Raw genomic sequence first — 19,503 nt, forward strand, 5'->3', positions numbered from 1 at the left:
TATGACAAAAAAAAGCATCTATTTATTTGAACCGACCTATAAAAATTCAAAGAAGATACTAACTGACTTACAACAACTATTTGAAGATATTGGTTATAAGATTGCCGATTCATCTGACACTGCTGACATTATTGCATCAATTGGTGCAGACGGTGCTTTTTTACAAGCAATTCATAAGAGCGATTTTAGAGATGATTGCTTATATATCGGCATTGGAGTCGAAGACCGAAACCATATGTACGTCGATTTTAACTACCACAACTTAGCTGAAATACGTGAAGTCTTTGAGACAATGAATTTTGAAACACGTCAATACCCTATTATTGAAGTGAAGGTTAATGACAATCAGCCGAACTATTGTTTAAATGAGTTTACTATTCGATCAAACCTAGTAAGAACCATCATGATGGATATTTATATTGATGACTTCTTGTTTGAACATTTCAACGGGGATGGCCTAGTTATCTCCACACCTACAGGATCGACAGGCTACAACAAATCCCTTGGCGGTGCAGTTATTGATCCACTAGTTAAAGCGATGCAGGTGACTGAACTTGGTAGTGTGAACAACAATAACCACAGAACACTCGGAACGAGCTTCCTTTTATCGAAAGAACGACCAATTACTTTGGTCATAGACAATTCAATCGAGTATTATCCAATAATGAGTATGGATAATGAAGCACTGTCAGTACAAAACACTGAAAAAATTAGTGTAAAATTGAGTGACCACTCTATCAACACAATTAAACTTACGAACAATACATTTTGGCACAAAACTCAGAGAAACTTTTTATAGAATTAAGAAAACCAGGTCAATTTGACCTGGTTTTCTTATTATCATCTTACCTCTTACAGTAAATCACTAAAGTCTTCTTCAGCTTCTACTTTGTGGTTCGGTGTATAAATTTCAATATTTTCTATAGCTTTTTCGATCATTGAATCAAAGTCGACCCCATTCTCAAATTTCTTAACTGATTCGAGATTCGGTTTCGTTTTTGGTGCCTTCGGCTTAAAGATTGTACAGCAATCTTCAAATGGTAGAATGGATGTTTCATATGTCCTCATTTTTTTCGCCATCTTCACGATGTCATTTTTCTCTAAAGTGAGTAAGGGTCTTAAGACTGGCATACTTGTCACTTCATTTATAGTATACATACTTGTTAAGGTCTGTGATGCAACTTGACCTAAGTTTTCTCCGTTAACAATCGCTTCTCCCCCAACATTTTTAGCTAGTTGTTCTGCGATTCTCAGCATGATACGTCGAGTAGATGTCATGGATAGGTTATCCGGAACCTTATCGTATATTGTTGTTTGAAGTTCCGTGAATGGTACGATATGCAACTTTATATCAAAACCTGTACGGTCACTCATAATGTCCACAAGTTTTTTTACCTTATCAGTCGCCTGAGGACTCGTGTACGGTGGAGAATGGAAGTGAATAGCCTCAATTTCTACACCACGCTTCATAACATCAATACCTGCAACGGGTGAATCAATTCCACCGGAGAGCATGAGTAATGCTTTACCTCCTGTACCAAGTGGTAAACCACCGAGACCTTTGATAGACTCATAATACATATAAATCGCATCTTGTCTGACTTCTACCATGATCTTATAATCTGGATTCTTCACATCAACAGTCATATGCTCTGTATGCGACATGACATGACCGCCGAGTAATTGTTGTACACCAAAAGTATCGAGATGATAATTTTTGTCCGCACGTTTGACTTCGATTTTAAAAGTCTCACCCGCTTTAATATTCTCAGCAAATTTCATGACTGTTTCTTTCATCGCTTCGTCTGATTTTTCAATCTTAACTACAGGTGACATGCTAAGAATTCCACTGATATTCATTAGCTTATCAATGACTTGATGTGGGTCTTCCTCGTTAATTTCAATATAGGCACGGTCTCTATTTGCCTTTACGTCAACATCAAAACCTTTTAAGGCTTTTCTCATTCTATCTCTTAGTGCATAGACAAACATCATTCTATTTTTTGTCTTAAGGGTTAACTCACCATAGCGAATTAATATATGATCAAATTTCATTTTAGTACATCTCCTAATTCTTCATAGACTGATTTTAACGCTGTAACCAATGCGTCTACATCGTCTTGTGTCGTATAGTGTCCCATGGAGATTCTTATACTTCCTTCTATGACGTCACCTGGATTCTTTAAAGCAAGTAAAGTTTCATTTAACTCGGCTAATCTTGAGGCGCATGCACTTGTTGTTGAGACTAATATGCCCCTTTTAGACAAGGCATTAACCACTACTTCTCCTTTAGCACCGACAAAGGACATATTCACGATATATGGTGCATCTTTCGGTTGGACTTTTATAGATTTTAAATCTTTTACGGCATCTCTAATCTGTTCATTAAAGTCATTGAGTCGCTTGTGTACACTTCTTGCATTATTTAGTGTTAAACGTAGCGCTTTAGCCATCGCGGTTATACCCGGTAAATTTACCGTACCGCTTCTTACATTATATTCGTGTCCCCCACCGTAAAATACGGGGTGAAGATTATCCAAGGTCTTAACAAAAAGTCCACCTGTCCCTTTAACACCATTGAACTTATGAGCAGAGATACTAATTGTATCAACGCCCTTATAATCAATATCTGTCTTACCAATTCCTTGGGTCGCATCGACATGAAAATGTGCTTTTGGATAATCTTCTAATATTTTAACCATTTGTTCAATCGGCTGAACACTACCAATGATATTGTTTAGAGACATCGTTGTTACGAAAATGACGTCGGAATCTAACTTTTCTTTAAAGTCTTCTAAATCTATCTTACCAACAGATGTCGTCTTTATATATTTTACGATAAAGCCTTCATCTTTCATCTCAGCCAAAACGTTAACAATACTTGGGTGTTCTAATTCACTCGTTAAAATCGTTTTACCAAATTGCTTTTTGTGTCTCAAGGTACTAAGTATGGCAATATTATTCGATTCAGTTGCCGAACTTGTAAATACTAAATCATAGTCTGGTAAATACATTAAATCAAGTATTTGCTTACGTGCGGTTTCTAATAGTTTAGCTGCATTTTTACCTGCCTGATGAATACTTGCTGTATTATAGAAATATTTTTCACTCGTCGTGTTAAATGTTTCTAATGCTTCTTTGAACGGTTGTGTTGTTGCTGCATTGTCAAAATATATCATGTGTCACCTCTCACATTAAAATGACTTAGGATAATGACATATCCTAAGTCATGATGTTTACTTATCAAATTGTTTTTCAATTTTAGCAGCGCTACCAGGCTCTTTACTTTCTATTGCATCTTTAGCAACATCAAAAGCACGCTTGTAACGATTCTCTTTAAATAATCTTTCCGCTTCATCTAGTTGTTGACTTAAGGCCTGATCTTGGCTACGGAATCTATTTCCGTATTGTACCATTAATTCTGTTAATTGAGAATCCCTCATAACTGCATTTGCCTCAACTTCAAACTTGTTTGTCATCTTCACTGTGTCATTGACTTTCTCTTTGACATACTCGACGTTTAAAGGTCGACGTTCGAACACTTTTTCAATGTCATTAATGTTCATTTCAATTTCATGCTTCATAACAACAAATTGTTCAGGTAAATTGACTAAGTTTGAAGACATCAAATCACGGTACACTTTTTCTTTACGATCATTCACATACTGAAGATTTTCTTCTGCTTCTGCTTCGTCTTCACGTAAGTTAACTAAGTGTTCTTGAATGGCGTTTTGCTCTTCAAAAATCGTGTGTGCATTATTTTTAAGGTAGTCAATATTTTCAATAACAGCACTGTAACGTGTCGTATTCTTTTCAGTTTCGCTAATCATCTCACTGAAGATACCTGTAAGATTTTCAATTTCATTTTCATAATTATAGACTTTTTGAACATCCGACTCATCAATATGATACTGCTCTTTAATATACTCAATTTCAGTTCGTAGCGTATAGTTTAAGGACTTAGATTTAAGCAGTTCATCTTTGATGACATCTTGCTCTTGATCAAACTTGTTTTTTGCAGTTACTTCATGCTCAACAAGTGCATACATATCGTCTAATTCATCATGAATTCCTTCAAGTATCGTATCTGCTTCTTCAAGTTCAAGCTTAGCAACGAGTGGTTCTACCCGATTTAAGTTACTCTTCATTGTAGACAGACGATTTTCAACTTTGATATGGTCTAGGTCATAACCTTGGCCTCTTAAATCGCGACAACCATATCTAAGTTCTTGGAACTGTTGTGGCAGTTCCTTTTTAACTTCCTTAATTAACAGTGGAATCTCATCCATGTTTTCTTTTAAGTTCGAGAGTTCTGTATGGGTGTTAAAGATAAACTCATTCGCACGAATATAGTTCCCATCATTGACCATTTTTTCGTACTTAGCTGTCTCATTCTCATAAGATTTAATCACTTCTTCAAGTGGTTGTTTGGCTTCACCAAACTTGTGCCCATTGGCAAGCACATCACGTTTTGCTTCACGATATAGACGTTCACTATCGATGTACTGTTCTTTACCCTTATCTACAGACTCCATGAAACTTGCGATATCACTAGTCAGTTCATCATACTTGGCCTGAATCAGCTCAATATCTTCTCCGGCTGCTTCATTATTCTCAGTACTCTTATTAAACTTAAACTTCTCTATGTTTAACTTAGACTGCTCTAAAGACTCGCTTGCATGTGTACTGTGAGTATTAACAGTCTCATTCCACTCATTCTGCCAGCCATCATATAATTCCTTGGCTTCCCCGTGCAGATTGTAGCTTTTTAATTTGTCTATATCCAATTTAAATGGAAGATTTTTTGTTTCCTCTAATTTGCTGTACTGCTCATTTACCATCTGTGTTTTAACAGACCTCAGATATAAAAGCACAGCTGCTGTAACGATTACTAATATAATAATCGCAATTAATATATACACCCACATACACTTTACCTCCTATACATAAACTTAATTATAGCCCAAATCATTGCGTTCTAAAACAGATAAATGTATAATTCTTTAAAATCACATTATATAAATACAGTGCGGAGGTTGTCATGTTTACTGAAGTTGAAATAAAAGACTATGAGACACTTAACAAAATGCTAGAAGGTTTAGTTTCAGATGAAACAGATCGTATTGCTAACTTATCAAATGCTTCAGCACTACTTAACACATTCCTAAAAGATATCAACTGGGTTGGTTTCTATTTATATGAAGAAAAATCTAATGAATTAATCTTAGGACCGTTCCAAGGCTTACCAGCATGTGTACGTATAGAAAATGGAAAAGGTGTATGCGGTACTGCTTTTAGAGGAAATGATATTTTCATCGTCGATGATGTCAGTGAATTCCCTGGTCATATTGCATGTGATGCCAACAGTAAATCTGAAATTGTTGTTCCAATGTATAAAGACGGTGTCGGTATTGGTGTCTTAGACATAGACGCACCAATCTTAGAACGCTTTACAGAAGAAGATCGACTCGGCTTAAAAGCTTTTGTAGATACGCTGATTAAATATATTTAATATTGACTTTATACCTTAAGTCATGTATTATTATTTATTGTGTAAATGAACAGATAAGTAGCGGATGATCACTATTAGATAGTATGCATTCCCCCGCGGCAGGTATGTGCTGTGTAACCAATGCTATGAGGCGAAGGCACTTTAGAATGTATACCCTATTAGGAGATTATTCCCTTATTATGTTTTTTGCATAAATTAAAAAACATAAGGAGGAGCTAAATATGGCTCGTTTTACAGGTTCAATCTGGAAAAAATCACGCCGTCTTGGAATTTCTTTGACAGGCACTGGTAAAGAATTAGAACGTCGTCCTTACGCACCAGGACAACATGGTCCGACTCAAAGAGTTAAACTTTCTGAGTACGGTATGCAATTACAAGAGAAACAAAAACTTCGTTACCTTTACGGAATCAACGAACGTCAATTCCGTACGTTATTTAACCGTGCTGGTAAAATGCAAGGTGTACACGGTGAGAACTTCATGATCTTACTTGCGACTCGTTTAGACGCAATCGTTCGTGCAGCAGGTCTTGCTCGTACACAACGTCAAGCACGTCAGTTAGTTAACCACGGTCACATCACTGTTGATGGACAACGCGTTGACATCCCTTCATTCATCGTTAAGCCAGGTCAAGTTATCGGTGTTCGTGAAAAATCACGTAAACTAGATATCATTGCTGAAGCTGTTGAATTAAGCAACTTCACGCCTGACTACCTTACTTTCAATGAAGATAGCCTTGAAGTTACTTTTGACAGACTTCCAGAGCGCAGCGAACTTAACGCTGAAATCAACGAACAACTTATCGTTGAGTACTACTCAAGATAAGCACTTTCGAAACACTAGAAAGCCTGAGAACACTGGTATTATTACCGTTCTCAGGCTTTTTTCTTTTTCAATATTATTTTTTAATTATTTATGAAAGATAACTGATATGATATATAGGTAAATAACGAATTTGAGGTGGAACATGTCTTTAATTGAATTTAAAAATGTTAGTCACAAAGATATTCTGCATAATATTACCGGATCTTTTAAAGAAAATAAGATTACTACCCTTGTAGGTCCAAGTGGTGCTGGTAAAACAACATGCTTAAAGCATATCAACAGCCTCTTGTCCCCCAGTCAAGGAAATATATATTTTAAAGGACAAGATATTGAAGAGATAAATAAAAAAGAACTAAGAAAGGAAATTGGCATGGCTTTTCAAAGCTCCCCAATGATCGAAGGAACAGTTTATGATAATTTAAATCTTCCTAAATCTATTTTTAATGAGAAGCTCGACACGGCCATTGCTAAAGACCTATTAGCATGCATGGATCTTAGTCATATCGATTTAAATCAAAAAGTGAAAGTACTTTCTGGTGGTGAGAGAAGCAGGCTTTCTATCGCTAGAACTTTAGTTAATGAACCTAAAGTTTTACTACTTGACGAGATAACCAGTAGCGTGGAATATCGTATGGTGAGAGAGATTGAACGCTTAATTTGTCAACTTCAAAAAAATGTGGGACTCACTGCCATTTGGATTACCCATGATTTAGAACAAGCTCGGCGTGTAAGTGATGATATGTGGTTTCTCAAAGACGGTCATTTACTTGAATTTGGTGAAGCTAGCCTTATCAACCAATCAGATAACACTTATATTCAATCCTTTGTGAGGGGTGAGTATGAATGACTTTTACACAACTACTATTATCGTTAGTATTTGTACTTATCCCTCTAGTACTTACTTTATATTTAAAACTTGGTTTAGAAAATGACATCATCATTGCGACTATACGTTCAACTATCCAACTTTTAATAATTGGTTATATACTAACCTTTGTTTTTGATGCAGAAAACCCAATTTTCATCATATTGATGATTATTGTCATGATTCTAGCCGCAACACAAAATGTTATTAAAAAAGGCAGTGGCATTCCTGGTATTGCATGGACGATTCTTCTTGCTATGATTACGGTAGAATTACTTTCAATGAGTCTTATGCTTAGCTTGGGTATTATAGATTTCACTGCTCAAGAAGTCATCCCAATATCAGGGATGGTTATTGGAAACAGTATGGTGCTCTCTCTACTATTTGTCAGCGAATTCAAAGAAGAAGTTAAAAGAAGTGATGAAATTATAGAACTAATATTATCCTTAGGTGGTGACAAAAAAAGTGCCGTATCAGGTAGTTTAAAATCTGCAATCAGAACAAGCATGATTCCGACCATAGAATCGCAAAAAACCATGGGTCTAGTACAACTCCCTGGAATGATGAGTGGGCTCATTATAGGTGGTGCAGACCCCTTAGAAGCAGTCTTATACCAACTTTTAATACTCTTTTTAATACTGATGACAGCAACGATTGCCTCAATTATCGTCGGATATCTATCTTATCCTAGGTTATTTAACAATAAGCTGCAATTTATCGGTATAAAGGAAGAAAGCTAATCCAAATAATTAGATTAGCTTTCTTCTTTGACAATTGATAAAATTGTTGAATCTATAATAAAGTCAAAATTATCTGGTTCTACATTCTCGTTAACTATATAATTTTTGTGCATCATTAGAAGCTTTTGAGTAAAGTTACGGGCGTAACGTCCACTCGTCTTTTCTTGATCTTCTAAACTCTCATATTTATTGATGACTGCCATTCTTAAGAAATCTTCATTGAATCGCCACTGATTCTTTAAATTATTAACGACAATTTCTGCAACTTCCTCAGCACTAAATTGTGGGAACTCTAAAGTATACGGGACTCTTGATCTTAAACCTTCATTTGATGACATAAACCGTTCCATATCAGCGGTGTAACCTGCAAAGATGACAATAAATTTCTCTCGATTATTTTCCATAGCTGTGATGAGTGTTTCAATTGCTTGTTTACCAAAGTCATTATCGCTATTTTCTATGGACAGTTGGTAGGCTTCATCAATAAACAGTACCCCACCCATTGCTCTATCAATTGCATTACTTGTGTTTTTCTCTGTATGACCAATATATGATCCAACAAGATCACTACGATCGACTTCAATTACTTTATCGTCAGGTAAAATGTCTAGGGCTTTAAAGAATTTTGCAATCAATCTTGCAATGGTCGTTTTTCCAGTTCCAGGGGGACCGGTAAAGCTCATGTGATAGGAAGACTTACCGACATCTATCCCTCTTTCTTCAAACATTTTATTTGCCTGAGCTTCTTTAATCAATTGGTTAATAAAAGTTTTCACATTATCTAATCCGGTCATGCTATTGAGCTCATCATGTAAGGCTTTTAAACTATTGACCGCTTCACTTTCATTACCTAAAAGATTTGTCCAATCTTCATCTGTAATTTTTAAGAAGTCATCTGACTCAATGGTTCCGGATTCAGCCACCCGATTCGATTGTTCTAGTATAAGTTTTTCATTAAAATTCCGAACAAATCTAGCATTACTACCATCAGTCGAGCGACTGTAAGCTTTCTTTAATTCTTTTGCATATTTTTGATGATCAAATTCATAATGTTCATTTTCTAACTCTTTAATTCCAATTTTCCCGAGTTCTTCAGTGCTATAATCTTCAAATTTAAAATAATGTGGAATTCTAGATTTCAAACCTGGGTTCATATTAAAGAAGTCATACATCTCTTTTGTATAGCCTGCAAAAATGATCATAATGTCATCCCGATTATCTTCCATATATTTAAGTATAGTATCGAGTGCTTCCTGACCATAATTCGTCGTTCCGCCTTCACTGTTTAAGGTGTATGCTTCATCTAGGAAAAATACTCCACCGTGGGCACTTTTTAATTTTTCTAAAGTAATTTCTGTAGTTTTTCCAAGATAACCGGATACTAGATCTTGTCTAGATACTTCAACGAATTTATTGTTCGATAAAGCACCTTCTTCATATAACACTTGACCGACTAATCTTGCGACTGTTGTTTTACCTGTTCCTGGGTTTCCAAGGTAGACAGAATGAAGAGACGACTGACGAACGGGTAATCCTTTCTCCTCTTTTGCCTTGTTAATTTTAGCCAAGTTTATAAATTTCTTAACAGCATCTTTTACTTCGCCAAGACCGATTAAATTATTAAGCTGTTCTAATGCTTTCCCCTTCTTGACAGTCGGTTGCTCGTTACTTTGTTGATTTTCAACTTTGTTATTGTCGACATCTGTCATTAATTCTTGAATCTTCGTCTTTTTATCCTCAGTGTTTACTTTATAACTACCAGACACATCGACAGCGATTGGATAATAATCACTCTGAATATTATCGATGGTCAACTCTGAGTCAACGACTCTCATTATCGGGTTATAGGGAGATGACAAATTCTTAATTTCAACCGTTGAGTTTTCATGAATCTGCATGGAATATACAGGGGGTACAATCATCACAGCTAAATTCTCCACCTTAAAGTGACTCTTAGCATAGAGTTCAAAAAATCCATAGACAGTCATCCAACTCTTCTCAGTGAGCTGTGAATTTTTAAGAAACACGCCTCGAACCTTATTGCCATCGAAGGTTGCTTTACTATCATTTAGTTCAACACCAAAACCCTTAGCCCTAACATCTGTAACATCTGACTTTGTTAAAGTAAGGTTGGCATTAAATCCCCTAATCGGATTATCATTGATATCACCGATTACCGTACATAAATTTAAATCAGTTTGACTGTCAGTGATATATATATTTCTAGGATCGACCGAATCATAGAAATTTAAAGTTGATTTATTTGCTATAAATCTCGAACTTTCCTTAACATATACGCCGCCAGTAATTTTACAATCATCAATTAAGAGTGATGAGCTATTAACCACAATCCCATTTAGTTCTGACTTATAAATATCACCATTACAATCCTCACGGAGTTCTAAAGCGTAACTTCTTTCAACGATGTTAACCACTACAGAACGCTTCATTTTTAGCTCGCCACCACCATTGATAAAAACTGGACTCGCCATTCTTTTACTTCCAATAATCTTGACATTTTCTAAGGTAAGCTTACCACTATCAACATAGATTCTCTCTCCAGATCGTTCATCAGTAAGACCAAAATCAATCGTTAAATTTTTTAAATGTAATTCCCCTTGCACAGTAAAACCTGCACTGATCACGACACTTTCATTTTCACGTCCTTCTATTGCTGTATAACAATCTTTCGGTACATTCATACCGTCAATCAATGTATGACATGGCTCAACCTGAGACATGATGATTCTGTCATTGTTTTTTATTGTTTTAAATACATCTTGAAAAAGAATTTCTCTTCTACCATTGCCGACTAATATATCTTTTCCCATCCCTAGTACCTCCATTAAAACAAAATAGGTATCATTAATTATACTAAAGTTCAGAATAATCTAAAGTAATGACTAAAACATAAAAAAAAGAGACACCTTTCGGTGTCTCTCAAAATGTACTATTTATAATTAAGCTCCAGTAACGTTGACAGCTTGTGGTCCACGTTGACCTTCTTCGATTTCAAAAGTAACTTTTTGACCTTCTTCTAAAGTTTTGTAACCATCAGCTTGGATAGCAGAGAAGTGTACGAATACGTCGTCTCCAGCTTCTTGTTCGATGAAACCAAAACCTTTTTCAGCGTTAAACCATTTTACAGTTCCTTCATTCATTGAAAAAACCTCCTTGTGCTTATGCACGTGTTATTTTTGCAGTTTTGAACATTTAAAAGAGTTTTTTCAACTATGAAATAGAAACTATTTAAACTTATCTTAAAAACTACATTCTTAATATACCACACACTAGCAATTATGCCAAGTGTTTATTACTAAATAATACCGAGTATAAAGGCCACAGCCATTGCAAGTATACTGAATGCCCATACCCACCAAAAAGCATAACGGATATATCGACCCATTTCTATACCTGCAAGACCAACCGCTAGCCATAGAGCTGGAGAGAATGGACTGATGAAAGTACCGATGATATTACCTATCATCATTGAATAGGCTGCGACAATATTATCTACACCTTCTGCAACGACTATCTCCTCGACTACTGGTAAGAGTGCAAAGTAGTAGGCATCGGTATTCAGGACTAGTTCCAACGGTGCACCGAAGAAACCAACAACATAATGTAAATATGGAATGAGCGCATCAGGTAAAATAACGATAATACCTTCAGCAAGTGAGTTCAACATTCCCGAGTTCTCTAATATACCTAAAAATGACCCTGCTGCTAGAATAATCGCAGCCATTAGCAGGGCACTCGGTGCATGTGCTCTAATACGCTCCATCTGTATGTCAACATTAGTATAGTTCACTACTAATGCGATACTTACAGCAATCATAAAAATTAAACCTGCAGGCAGTAATCCTGACATTAAAAATCCAACGACTAAAAGCGTTAATAATATATTGAACCATAAAAGCTCAGGTCGTTCTAATGCTGTCTTCTCGTCTGATTTCTCTACATTAAATTCATCCATGTTGATTCCCTGAATCAATAGTCCATTTTTCTCAAGTCGTTTCTTCTCTAAGTTTCCGATAAATGCTGCCATTAAAACTAAGAGAACAATCAGTGAAATTTGTAAGGGAATTAAAGGTTGCCACAACTCTGATGGATCAGAACCTGTTATTGCCGCAGTACGACCTAAAGGCCCTGCCCAAGGCACCATATTCATGATACTGGCACTGATACCAATTAACATGACCAACAAATACGGACTCATATTAAGTCGCTTATATAGCGGAAGTAAAGCTGGTATAGTAATTAGAAATGTCGACGCACCAGACCCATCCAAGTGAGCAATGGCACCTATGATAGCAGTTGCCATTGCAATTAGTATGACATTTCCTCTAGAAAGTTTAACCATCCGTTGGATTAAAGGATTAAACATCCCAGTATCTTGCATAATTCCAAAGAACAATATAGCAAAAATAAACATTATAACAACTGAAATAACTGAAGCAATTCCGTCGTTAAAAAACGTTGTAATTTCTTCTATACTAAACCCTGCTACAAGTGCCCCTATAAACGGTACTGTCACCAACGCAACAATTGGATTCAGCTTTTGTGTAATTAATAAAACAACTATCGATAGTATTACAATTAACCCAACTATCGTAAGCATAAAGATCCCCCTCTTTTATCTATGTAAGGCTCAATATAAAAAACGCTTACAAAATCATATAAATCGCTTACAAAAATAATAAATAATCTATATCTAAATCCGCTTTTTCCACCTTAAAATATTTATTAATGAAATTAAAGCCTTGAATTTTTCCGAATTTTTGGTAGAAAATTCGAAATAATTATTGTAAACACTATGAAAACTTGTCATATTAGCTTTAGTAATACTTATTAAAAATAATAAAAACATTAAGTATAAATTAAATTTTTCTACAAAAAAACACACACGACATTGTCGTGTGTGTAAATTGATTCTAACTTAGAACATTTCTGAAGTTGTTTTACCTTGCATGTGAAGTGTAAGGTAATCTGGTCCACCTGCTTTAGAGTCAGTACCTGACATCTTGAAGCCACCGAATGGATGATAACCAACGATAGCTGCTGTACAGCCACGGTTGAAGTATAGGTTACCTACCATGAAGTCACGTCTTGCTTCTTCTTGGTGTGCTCTGTTTTTCGTTAATACTGCACCTGTTAGTCCATAGTCAGTATCATTTGCAAACTCAATCGCTTCAGTGAAGTTTGAAGCTTTTGCAAAGCCAACAACTGGACCGAAGATTTCTTCTTGCATGATACGATCATCATGTTTAAGTCCTGAAAATACTGTCGGGTGTACAAAGTGACCTGTCTCGTTATCGATTGTTCCACCGACTTCAAGTTTTCCTTCTTCTTTACCAATTTCCAAGTATTTTTGAATTTTTTCAACTGATGATTCATCGATCACTGGCCCCATAAAGTTATCTTCTTCTGGGTTACCAATTGTTAAGTCTTTAGTTAAAGCAACAACTTTTTCTAATAGCTCATCATGAATATCTTCTAAAGCAATAACACGTGAACATGCTGAACATTTTTGACCAGAGAATGCAAATGCTGAAGTGACAATTGACTCTGCAGCTAAATCTAAGTCTGCACTGCTGTCAACTACGATTGTATCTTTACCACCCATTTCAGCAATCACGCGTTTAAGGTTAACTTGACCTTCTTGAACGACTGCTGCTTTTTCATAGATATCTACACCGACATCACGTGAACCTGTGAAGGATACAAATGCTGTATCTTTGTGTTCAACAAGTAAGTCACCAATTTCACGACTTGAACCTGGAATAAAGTTAACTACACCTTTTGGTAAACCTGCTTCTTCTAGTACTTCAACAAATTTATGAGAAATTACTGAAGCTTTAGAAGATGGTTTTAATAGGACCGTATTACCAGTTACTAAGGCTGCAGAAGTTGTCCCTGCCATAATTGCTAGAGCGAAGTTCCATGGAGAAATCACTAGCCCTACACCTAATGGAATGTAGTCAAAACGGTTTTTCTCACCAGGACGTGAAACGACTGCTTTACCGTTTTTAAGTTCTATATTTTGTCTTGCATAATATTCTAAGAAATCGATCGCTTCTGCAGTATCTGCATCAGCTTCTTTCCACGGTTTACCTGCTTCTTTTACAAGTAAAGCTGTGAATTCAAATTTTCTGTTACGAATAATGTTAGCTGCTTTAAAAAGTACATCTGAACGGAATTCAAATGTTGATTTTCTCCACTCTTTAAATGTTTCTTTAGCAACTTCCATCGCATCTAATGCTTCTTTTTCACCTGCTTGAGACATCTGTCCAATGATCTCGTCTTTTTGTGCAGGATTATAAGATGCTAATTTTTTTTCAGTTAAGACTCTTTCACCATTAATGATCAATGGATAGTCAGAACCAAAATCTTTCTTAACTGTTTCAAACCCCTTATTTAATAAATTTCTGTTCTCTTCTTTAGAGAAATCAGTAAATGGTTCATGTTTGTACGGTATCATAAAATAAATTCTCCTTTGTTTTTAATATCCTTTAAAACTTATTAAATTCTTTCCGCATTTTTAAGATAACATTGTTTAGGAAAATCTCCAACTATTCCTTTGCATATTCTATAAAATTTTTAATCCGCTTTCATTATTGACAGAGTAATGTTTTGGAATACTTCTACTGCGATAGGTAAGACGCTCTCATCCAGATCGAAACTCGGGTGATGATGTCCATATTTAAGATCAAACGGGAACAGCATGTATGTTGCTTGCCCACCTTTATCATGGACGCGATTTAACATCAAAGTAACATCTTCTGAGGCACCAAGTGGTAAGTCATCTCTTAAGTCTTTTACTATTTCCACTTTTTCAACTGTATCTCTAATCATTTTAACCAATTCACTACTACAAACTGAACTTACAGCTTGCCCAACGATCTCTATTTCTACTTCATTGCCATACATATTAGCTGATGATTCTAAAATCTTTACAGTTTTTTCATACATGTATTCGTTTAACTCAGTCGTTTCACCGCGTGTCTCAATTTCCATTTTTGCTTGGTCTGCTATTACATTTCTTCCACTTCCCGCAGTAAGTGATCCTGTATTTATTCTAGTCGCACCGTCTCTATGTCTAGCAATCGCATTTAAGTTCAAGGCTGCACTTGATGCAGCTAAAAGTGAATTATTTCCTTCATTTGGTTCTACACCAGCATGTGCTGATTTCCCTGTGAAATGTACATCTAATTTAGTCGTCGCTAAGAAGTCTGTCGTGGATAAGGAAACAGTGCCCACCGGCATTTTTCTAATACCAAGATGTAAGGAAAAGAAGTAATCAACATCATCCAACCACCCTTTTTCTACAACAGACTTTGCACCTTTAACACTTTCTTCGGCTGGTTGGAAGATAATTGTAAAACGTCCTTTTAAATTATCAATGTTAGCATTAATATATTTCACGAGATTAAGTCCAACCGTGATGTGACCGTCATGACCACAAGCATGCATCTCACCAAAATGCTGTGAACCAAAGCCTTCACTATTAGGGATATGTGCTTGATCTGTTGCCTCTGTAATCGGCAGACCGTCAATATCAAAACGTGCCGCAAAATGAGGACCTGGTTTATTTGTATCTATAGTCGTGATAACACCAGTCATACCATCCTTTATTTTACTTAAAAATGACTCTGGCACACCGTAATCAAGTGCTCTTTGATAAGATGCTGCCATCGTTTCTTCTGAAGGCATACCAACTCGCGCGCTCTTTAGTAAAACATCGTCACCGAGATGTAAGGTAAAATCAGTATCTTTTAAATGCTCGTAAATTTCATAGGTTGTAATATATTCAGTAAATCCCACTTCAGGAAACTGATGAAATTTTCTTCTTGTTTCAACTAAGATATCCGACATATTATTCTTCCTTTGCTAAGCTATTCAATGTATCTACAGCCATATTTACCATCGCAGTGATACCGTATTTAAAAGCATCTTCATTTAATCTAAATGCAGGGTTATGGAGTGGTTTTTGACCCTCACCGACTGACGTTCCTAACCAGTAATACACACCTGGATATTTTTGCAGGAATCTTGCGAAGTCTTCACCCGCTAAACTTGGTTGCAAGGATGGGACAGCCGTTTCACCGTAAAGGTTCACGATAGATTTTCTAAGTTCGCTCGCCCAGTGATCGTCATTTACTGTTGCAGGGTAGCCATCGTCAAAAATAATTTCACATTCAGCACCCATTGAGGTTACAACATTTTCAACCACTTCAAAGAAGCGTTTCTTCATCAATGTTTTCGTACCATCTGACTGTGTACGAATCGTACCCTCAAGTTCTGCAGTTTCTGCGATGACATTATGTTTAGTGCCTGCCTCAAAACGTCCGACTGTTAAAACGGCAGGTTCCATCGGGTTCGCATTTCTACTTACGAGTGTTTGTAGTGCATTGACAACTTGGTTTCCGGTAATCAAAGCGTCTACCGTACTATGTGGCATTGAAGCATGGCCACCAGAACCTTTAATAATAATTTTAAATTTATCGGAATTGCCCATGATTGGCCCTGCCATCACTCCAAATTTGCCTACTTCAAGATCTGGCCACACATGCTGAGCTAAGAGCATTTCTGGTTCATATTCATCAAAGACGCCATCTTCCATCATAGCCTTCGATCCACCTGTCGGTGATAGTTCCTCAGCAGGTTGGAAGATTAATAAAATCGTTCCTTTTAAATCTTTTTTATTATCGTTTAGTACTTTACCCGCATGGAGCAACATCGACGTGTGCGCATCATGACCACATGAGTGCATGACGCCTTCATTTTCTGAAACGTATTCCACTCCTGAAATTTCTTTCATCGGTAAAGCGTCTATATCTGCTCTTATACCAATTATTTTACCGCTTTGTTCACCTTCTATGATGCCGAGTATCCCTGTCCCTGCAAAGCCTGTTTTAAAGGGAATACCATATTCAGTTAATTTTTCTTGAATTCTTTTTGAAGTCTCAAATTCTTCTGTACTCAGTTCAGGATAGCGATGCAAGATTCTTCTAAAATCAATTGCATCTTGAATTGTATGTTCATCAATAGTAAACATCATATTTCCACCTTTGCTTTACTTATTATAATAATCAATAAAGTCGCCTTCGAGTTGCCACCCGATATAATTTTGTCCGTCATTCATCATCCAATCATAATTGTCATACTTAACTTTGATGACTTCCCCATGATTGGTCAATTCTGTATTAAGCGGTAAATATAAAATGTGTCTTCTCTTCCCATTATATTTCAGTCTCGTACGCATAATTTTGAAACCAAGTCTAAATTTATCTTTTAGGCTCGCGAGGTTTGACGGCATGACTGTTGAAAAGATATAGTCAAAATCACCAGACGCCTTGACCTGATCGATTAAAAATTCACCCATTTTAGTTTGTAATCCTTGCCCTCTATGATCTGGATGCACAAGAGAAATTTCCGAATAAATTGAGCGCTCACGTGGCACTTGAACATCGTCAGCTAAATGCTCATCTTCGTCTAGGTCCGGAATATACATCGTTCTTAAAGCAACAAGTTGATCATGAACAAAGACACCAGCTGTATAGCCTTGTTCAACACCTTGTTCAAACTCACTTCTAGAGAGCTTTTGTAGCACTTCTTTTTGCTCTAAAAACTCATAGATAGAATCTTGTAAGACTAGCATTTCATCAATATCATGCTTGTTTAGTTTAACGAAATTCATGGAAATCCCTTCTTTCTTAGTTTATATGTTTATAGTATATTTCTTTCGGTTATATTTATATTGAGGAGTTGGTTAACATGAATATATTAGTAAAATGCATGAACTCCAACGAAGACCACAGTTTCTTTAAAATAATCCATAATATAAATGAAGAACAATCCGCTGTTGACGACTTTATTTTTGAATGCGTGAGAAAACATCCTGACTTTAATGACAAGGATGTCGTCGTACAGCTGATCTACCCACATCACTCAGAATTGTATACTGAATATCATTTGGATTATGTGAGCCGCTAAATTAGCGGCTTTTTTATTGGTTTTCTAACCATTCAAACATAAGTGGAACCCAATTTTGAACACGCTTATTTACTTTACCGGTAATTTCACTCGCAACACTTAACCCGTGATCACCTTCTGTAAAAGTGTGTAGTTCCCATGGAATACCCGCTTTCTCTAAAGCATCTGCAAAATCAAGTGCATTTTTCACATAGACCAATCGATCCCCTACAGTATGCCAAATAAAAGTTCTAGGTGTATCTTGATTCACATGATTTTTCAAAGTCGCTTTGTCTAAAATTTCTGGATCAATTTCAGCACCAAATACCATACGACTTGCCATAGACATATAAATTGGATCCCCTACACCGCGTGTTTCTGCAATTTGTCTGTTTAAGTCATAGTCTAAAATTGGATAAGATAAAACTTGGAAATTTGGTTTATACCAACGTGATTCCTTACCAACTAAATCTCTTAGCCATTCTTTATTCCAATGGACACTGAGACTTGCAGCTAGGTGTCCACCTGCAGAAAAACCGATTAATCCAATATTATCTGGATCTACATTATATTCATGAATGTTTTCTCTGATATGAGAAAGTGTTAATGCAAGCTCAATTAACGGGTTTGGAAATTCAGAACCAAGTACTTTGTCTGGTTCTACCATTGAAGCAATTTTATAGAGTTCATCTCTTGATGCTTGACGTCCTTCACTTTCTATCATCGTACCGATCGTTGAGTATCTTAGTATAAATACCTGATAACCCCGCTTAAGAAAATCATAGGCAATAGGTTCAGCCTCTCTTTTAGATAAATACATGTAACTACCACCTGGACAGATAACCACAGCAGGCTTCTTCTCAAAACTCACTCCGGTTTCACCGAGCAGTGCGGTAACTTCAGCATAGTAATCACCGATTTTAAACTTCTTTATATTCATATATTTCAAACCTCACTTCCTTACCTTAATATTATCAAAAAATTCAGTTCAATATATATATAAAAGACAACTATTTCGGACAAATGTATAATGAAGTAGACAAAATTATTTATTGTATCTAGGAGGATAATGTAATGACAAAAGATTACTCAAAAGATTTAAGCTTATTAGGTAACCAAGAAGTATCATATAACTATGAATATAATCCTGATATATTAGAAACATTCGATAACGACTACCCAGGTAGAGACTACTTTGTTAAATTTAACTGTCCAGAATTTACAACACTCTGTCCAATGACAGGTCAACCAGACTTTGCCACTGTCTATATCTCTTACATACCAGATGTCAAAATGGTAGAAAGTAAGGCTTTAAAACTTTACCTTTTCTCCTTTAGAAACCACGGTGGTTTCCATGAAACGAGCATGAATATGATCTTAGATGATCTCGTGAAATTAATGAATCCAAAATACATTGAAGTTTGGGGTAAATTCACACCGCGTGGTGGGATTTCCATCGACCCTTATGTTAACTATGGTCGACCAGGTACTAAATATGAGGAAATGAGTACGCACAGAATGTTAAATCATGACATGTATCCAGAGAAAGTCGATAATAGATAAGATTAAACCTATAAAAAGCGGATG

Annotated in this window: 18 protein-coding genes; 7 read left to right on the plus strand and 11 right to left on the minus strand. The window is 36.1% G+C overall.

The window, feature by feature from the left end; all coding sequences use genetic code 11:
- Window position 1: 1 nt before the first annotated feature.
- The gene (locus EYB29_RS05410) at window positions 2–799 is read left to right on the plus strand and encodes an NAD kinase (protein ID WP_166626787.1); all 798 of its coding nucleotides are present in this window, start codon (window positions 2–4) and stop codon (window positions 797–799) included.
- Between the two features lie 53 nt (window positions 800–852).
- Here the strand turns inward: EYB29_RS05410 and thiI are convergent, their stop codons facing one another.
- From thiI to EYB29_RS05425, 3 genes are read right to left on the minus strand one after another with little or no spacing between them, the layout of a single operon-like run.
- A complete protein-coding gene (thiI, locus tag EYB29_RS05415; protein ID WP_166626788.1) occupies window positions 853–2,055 on the minus strand; it encodes a tRNA uracil 4-sulfurtransferase ThiI in 1,203 nt (400 codons plus the stop codon).
- Window positions 2,052–3,179: a cysteine desulfurase family protein gene (locus EYB29_RS05420; RefSeq protein ID WP_166626789.1), complete on the minus strand. Its 1,128-nt coding sequence runs from the start codon at window positions 3,177–3,179 to the stop codon at window positions 2,052–2,054. Before EYB29_RS05420 ends, thiI begins: the two co-directional genes overlap by 4 nt.
- Window positions 3,180–3,236: 57 nt before the next feature.
- Window positions 3,237–4,928 (minus strand): septation ring formation regulator EzrA, encoded by a 1,692-nt coding sequence (locus EYB29_RS05425; protein WP_026866839.1) that lies wholly within the window; start codon window positions 4,926–4,928, stop codon window positions 3,237–3,239.
- A 113-nt stretch (window positions 4,929–5,041) separates the two neighbouring features.
- Here EYB29_RS05425 and EYB29_RS05430 point away from each other — a divergent pair, with 113 nt between their 5' ends.
- From EYB29_RS05430 to EYB29_RS05445, 4 genes are all read left to right on the plus strand, one after another.
- Window positions 5,042–5,512, plus strand: coding sequence for a GAF domain-containing protein (locus EYB29_RS05430; protein ID WP_026866838.1), 471 nt, complete (start codon window positions 5,042–5,044; stop codon window positions 5,510–5,512).
- Window positions 5,513–5,733: 221 nt separating this feature from the next.
- Entirely contained in the window at window positions 5,734–6,336 is a 603-nt protein-coding gene (gene rpsD / locus EYB29_RS05435) for a 30S ribosomal protein S4 (RefSeq protein ID WP_026866837.1), read from the plus strand.
- A gap of 142 nt (window positions 6,337–6,478) precedes the next feature.
- Complete coding sequence (locus tag EYB29_RS05440; RefSeq protein ID WP_166626790.1) at window positions 6,479–7,183, plus strand: ABC transporter ATP-binding protein; 705 nt, start codon at window positions 6,479–6,481, stop codon at window positions 7,181–7,183.
- A complete protein-coding gene (locus tag EYB29_RS05445) occupies window positions 7,180–7,941 on the plus strand; it encodes an ABC transporter permease (RefSeq protein ID WP_166626791.1) in 762 nt (253 codons plus the stop codon). Before EYB29_RS05440 ends, EYB29_RS05445 begins: the two co-directional genes overlap by 4 nt.
- Before the next feature lie 14 nt (window positions 7,942–7,955).
- Here EYB29_RS05445 and EYB29_RS05450 read toward each other — a convergent pair whose 3' ends face one another.
- The 7 genes from EYB29_RS05450 to EYB29_RS05480 all read right to left on the minus strand — a co-directional run bounded on the left by EYB29_RS05450 (window position 7,956) and on the right by EYB29_RS05480 (window position 17,641).
- Entirely contained in the window at window positions 7,956–10,772 is a 2,817-nt protein-coding gene (locus tag EYB29_RS05450; protein WP_166626792.1) for an AAA family ATPase, read from the minus strand.
- Between the two features lie 129 nt (window positions 10,773–10,901).
- Entirely contained in the window at window positions 10,902–11,102 is a 201-nt protein-coding gene (locus EYB29_RS05455; RefSeq protein WP_035856279.1) for a cold-shock protein, read from the minus strand.
- A gap of 155 nt (window positions 11,103–11,257) precedes the next feature.
- Window positions 11,258–12,562, minus strand: coding sequence for a CitMHS family transporter (locus EYB29_RS05460; RefSeq protein WP_166626793.1), 1,305 nt, complete (start codon window positions 12,560–12,562; stop codon window positions 11,258–11,260).
- A 318-nt stretch (window positions 12,563–12,880) separates the two neighbouring features.
- Window positions 12,881–14,422, minus strand: a complete 1,542-nt coding sequence (pruA, locus tag EYB29_RS05465; protein ID WP_026866832.1) for an L-glutamate gamma-semialdehyde dehydrogenase — start codon at window positions 14,420–14,422, stop codon at window positions 12,881–12,883.
- A 119-nt stretch (window positions 14,423–14,541) separates the two neighbouring features.
- On the minus strand, window positions 14,542–15,816 hold the full coding sequence (locus tag EYB29_RS05470) for an amidohydrolase (protein ID WP_166626794.1): 1,275 nt from the start codon (window positions 15,814–15,816) through the stop codon (window positions 14,542–14,544).
- A 1-nt stretch (window position 15,817) separates the two neighbouring features.
- Entirely contained in the window at window positions 15,818–16,999 is a 1,182-nt protein-coding gene (locus EYB29_RS05475; RefSeq protein ID WP_371807495.1) for a M20 metallopeptidase family protein, read from the minus strand.
- A gap of 18 nt (window positions 17,000–17,017) precedes the next feature.
- On the minus strand, window positions 17,018–17,641 hold the full coding sequence (locus EYB29_RS05480; protein ID WP_026866829.1) for a GNAT family N-acetyltransferase: 624 nt from the start codon (window positions 17,639–17,641) through the stop codon (window positions 17,018–17,020).
- Between the two features lie 77 nt (window positions 17,642–17,718).
- Here EYB29_RS05480 and EYB29_RS05485 point away from each other — a divergent pair, with 77 nt between their 5' ends.
- Window positions 17,719–17,937, plus strand: a complete 219-nt coding sequence (locus tag EYB29_RS05485) for a hypothetical protein (protein WP_026866828.1) — start codon at window positions 17,719–17,721, stop codon at window positions 17,935–17,937.
- 13 nt (window positions 17,938–17,950) lie between these two features.
- Here EYB29_RS05485 and EYB29_RS05490 read toward each other — a convergent pair whose 3' ends face one another.
- Window positions 17,951–18,856, minus strand: coding sequence for an alpha/beta hydrolase (locus tag EYB29_RS05490; protein WP_166626796.1), 906 nt, complete (start codon window positions 18,854–18,856; stop codon window positions 17,951–17,953).
- A 134-nt stretch (window positions 18,857–18,990) separates the two neighbouring features.
- On the opposite strand from EYB29_RS05490, the gene queF reads away from it, so the two are divergent.
- Entirely contained in the window at window positions 18,991–19,479 is a 489-nt protein-coding gene (gene queF, locus EYB29_RS05495) for a preQ(1) synthase (RefSeq protein ID WP_166626797.1), read from the plus strand.
- The last annotated feature ends 24 nt before the right edge of the window (window positions 19,480–19,503 follow it).

Origin of the sequence: Jeotgalicoccus sp. S0W5, from assembly GCF_011634875.1 — a bacterium.
Lineage (GTDB): Bacteria > Bacillota > Bacilli > Staphylococcales > Salinicoccaceae > Jeotgalicoccus > Jeotgalicoccus marinus.

Bases quoted from the DNA above. Each gene is read 5' to 3' on its own strand.
- queF (WP_166626797.1), top strand. From the start codon at position 18,991: ATGACAAAAGATTACTCAAAAGATTTAAGCTTATTAGGTAACCAAGAA.
- EYB29_RS05410 (WP_166626787.1), top strand. From the start codon at position 2: ATGACAAAAAAAAGCATCTATTTATTTGAACCGACCTATAAAAATTCA.
- EYB29_RS05440 (WP_166626790.1), top strand. From the start codon at position 6,479: ATGTCTTTAATTGAATTTAAAAATGTTAGTCACAAAGATATTCTGCAT.
- EYB29_RS05430 (WP_026866838.1), top strand. From the start codon at position 5,042: ATGTTTACTGAAGTTGAAATAAAAGACTATGAGACACTTAACAAAATG.
- EYB29_RS05445 (WP_166626791.1), top strand. From the start codon at position 7,180: ATGACTTTTACACAACTACTATTATCGTTAGTATTTGTACTTATCCCT.
- EYB29_RS05485 (WP_026866828.1), top strand. From the start codon at position 17,719: ATGAATATATTAGTAAAATGCATGAACTCCAACGAAGACCACAGTTTC.
- EYB29_RS05470 (WP_166626794.1), bottom strand. From the start codon at position 15,816: ATGTCGGATATCTTAGTTGAAACAAGAAGAAAATTTCATCAGTTTCCT.
- EYB29_RS05460 (WP_166626793.1), bottom strand. From the start codon at position 12,562: ATGCTTACGATAGTTGGGTTAATTGTAATACTATCGATAGTTGTTTTA.
- EYB29_RS05425 (WP_026866839.1), bottom strand. From the start codon at position 4,928: ATGTGGGTGTATATATTAATTGCGATTATTATATTAGTAATCGTTACA.
- thiI (WP_166626788.1), bottom strand. From the start codon at position 2,055: ATGAAATTTGATCATATATTAATTCGCTATGGTGAGTTAACCCTTAAG.
- EYB29_RS05480 (WP_026866829.1), bottom strand. From the start codon at position 17,641: ATGAATTTCGTTAAACTAAACAAGCATGATATTGATGAAATGCTAGTC.
- EYB29_RS05475 (WP_371807495.1), bottom strand. From the start codon at position 16,999: ATGTTTACTATTGATGAACATACAATTCAAGATGCAATTGATTTTAGA.
- EYB29_RS05490 (WP_166626796.1), bottom strand. From the start codon at position 18,856: ATGAATATAAAGAAGTTTAAAATCGGTGATTACTATGCTGAAGTTACC.
- pruA (WP_026866832.1), bottom strand. From the start codon at position 14,422: ATGATACCGTACAAACATGAACCATTTACTGATTTCTCTAAAGAAGAG.
- EYB29_RS05455 (WP_035856279.1), bottom strand. From the start codon at position 11,102: ATGAATGAAGGAACTGTAAAATGGTTTAACGCTGAAAAAGGTTTTGGT.
- EYB29_RS05450 (WP_166626792.1), bottom strand. From the start codon at position 10,772: ATGGGAAAAGATATATTAGTCGGCAATGGTAGAAGAGAAATTCTTTTT.
- EYB29_RS05420 (WP_166626789.1), bottom strand. From the start codon at position 3,179: ATGATATATTTTGACAATGCAGCAACAACACAACCGTTCAAAGAAGCA.
- rpsD (WP_026866837.1), top strand. From the start codon at position 5,734: ATGGCTCGTTTTACAGGTTCAATCTGGAAAAAATCACGCCGTCTTGGA.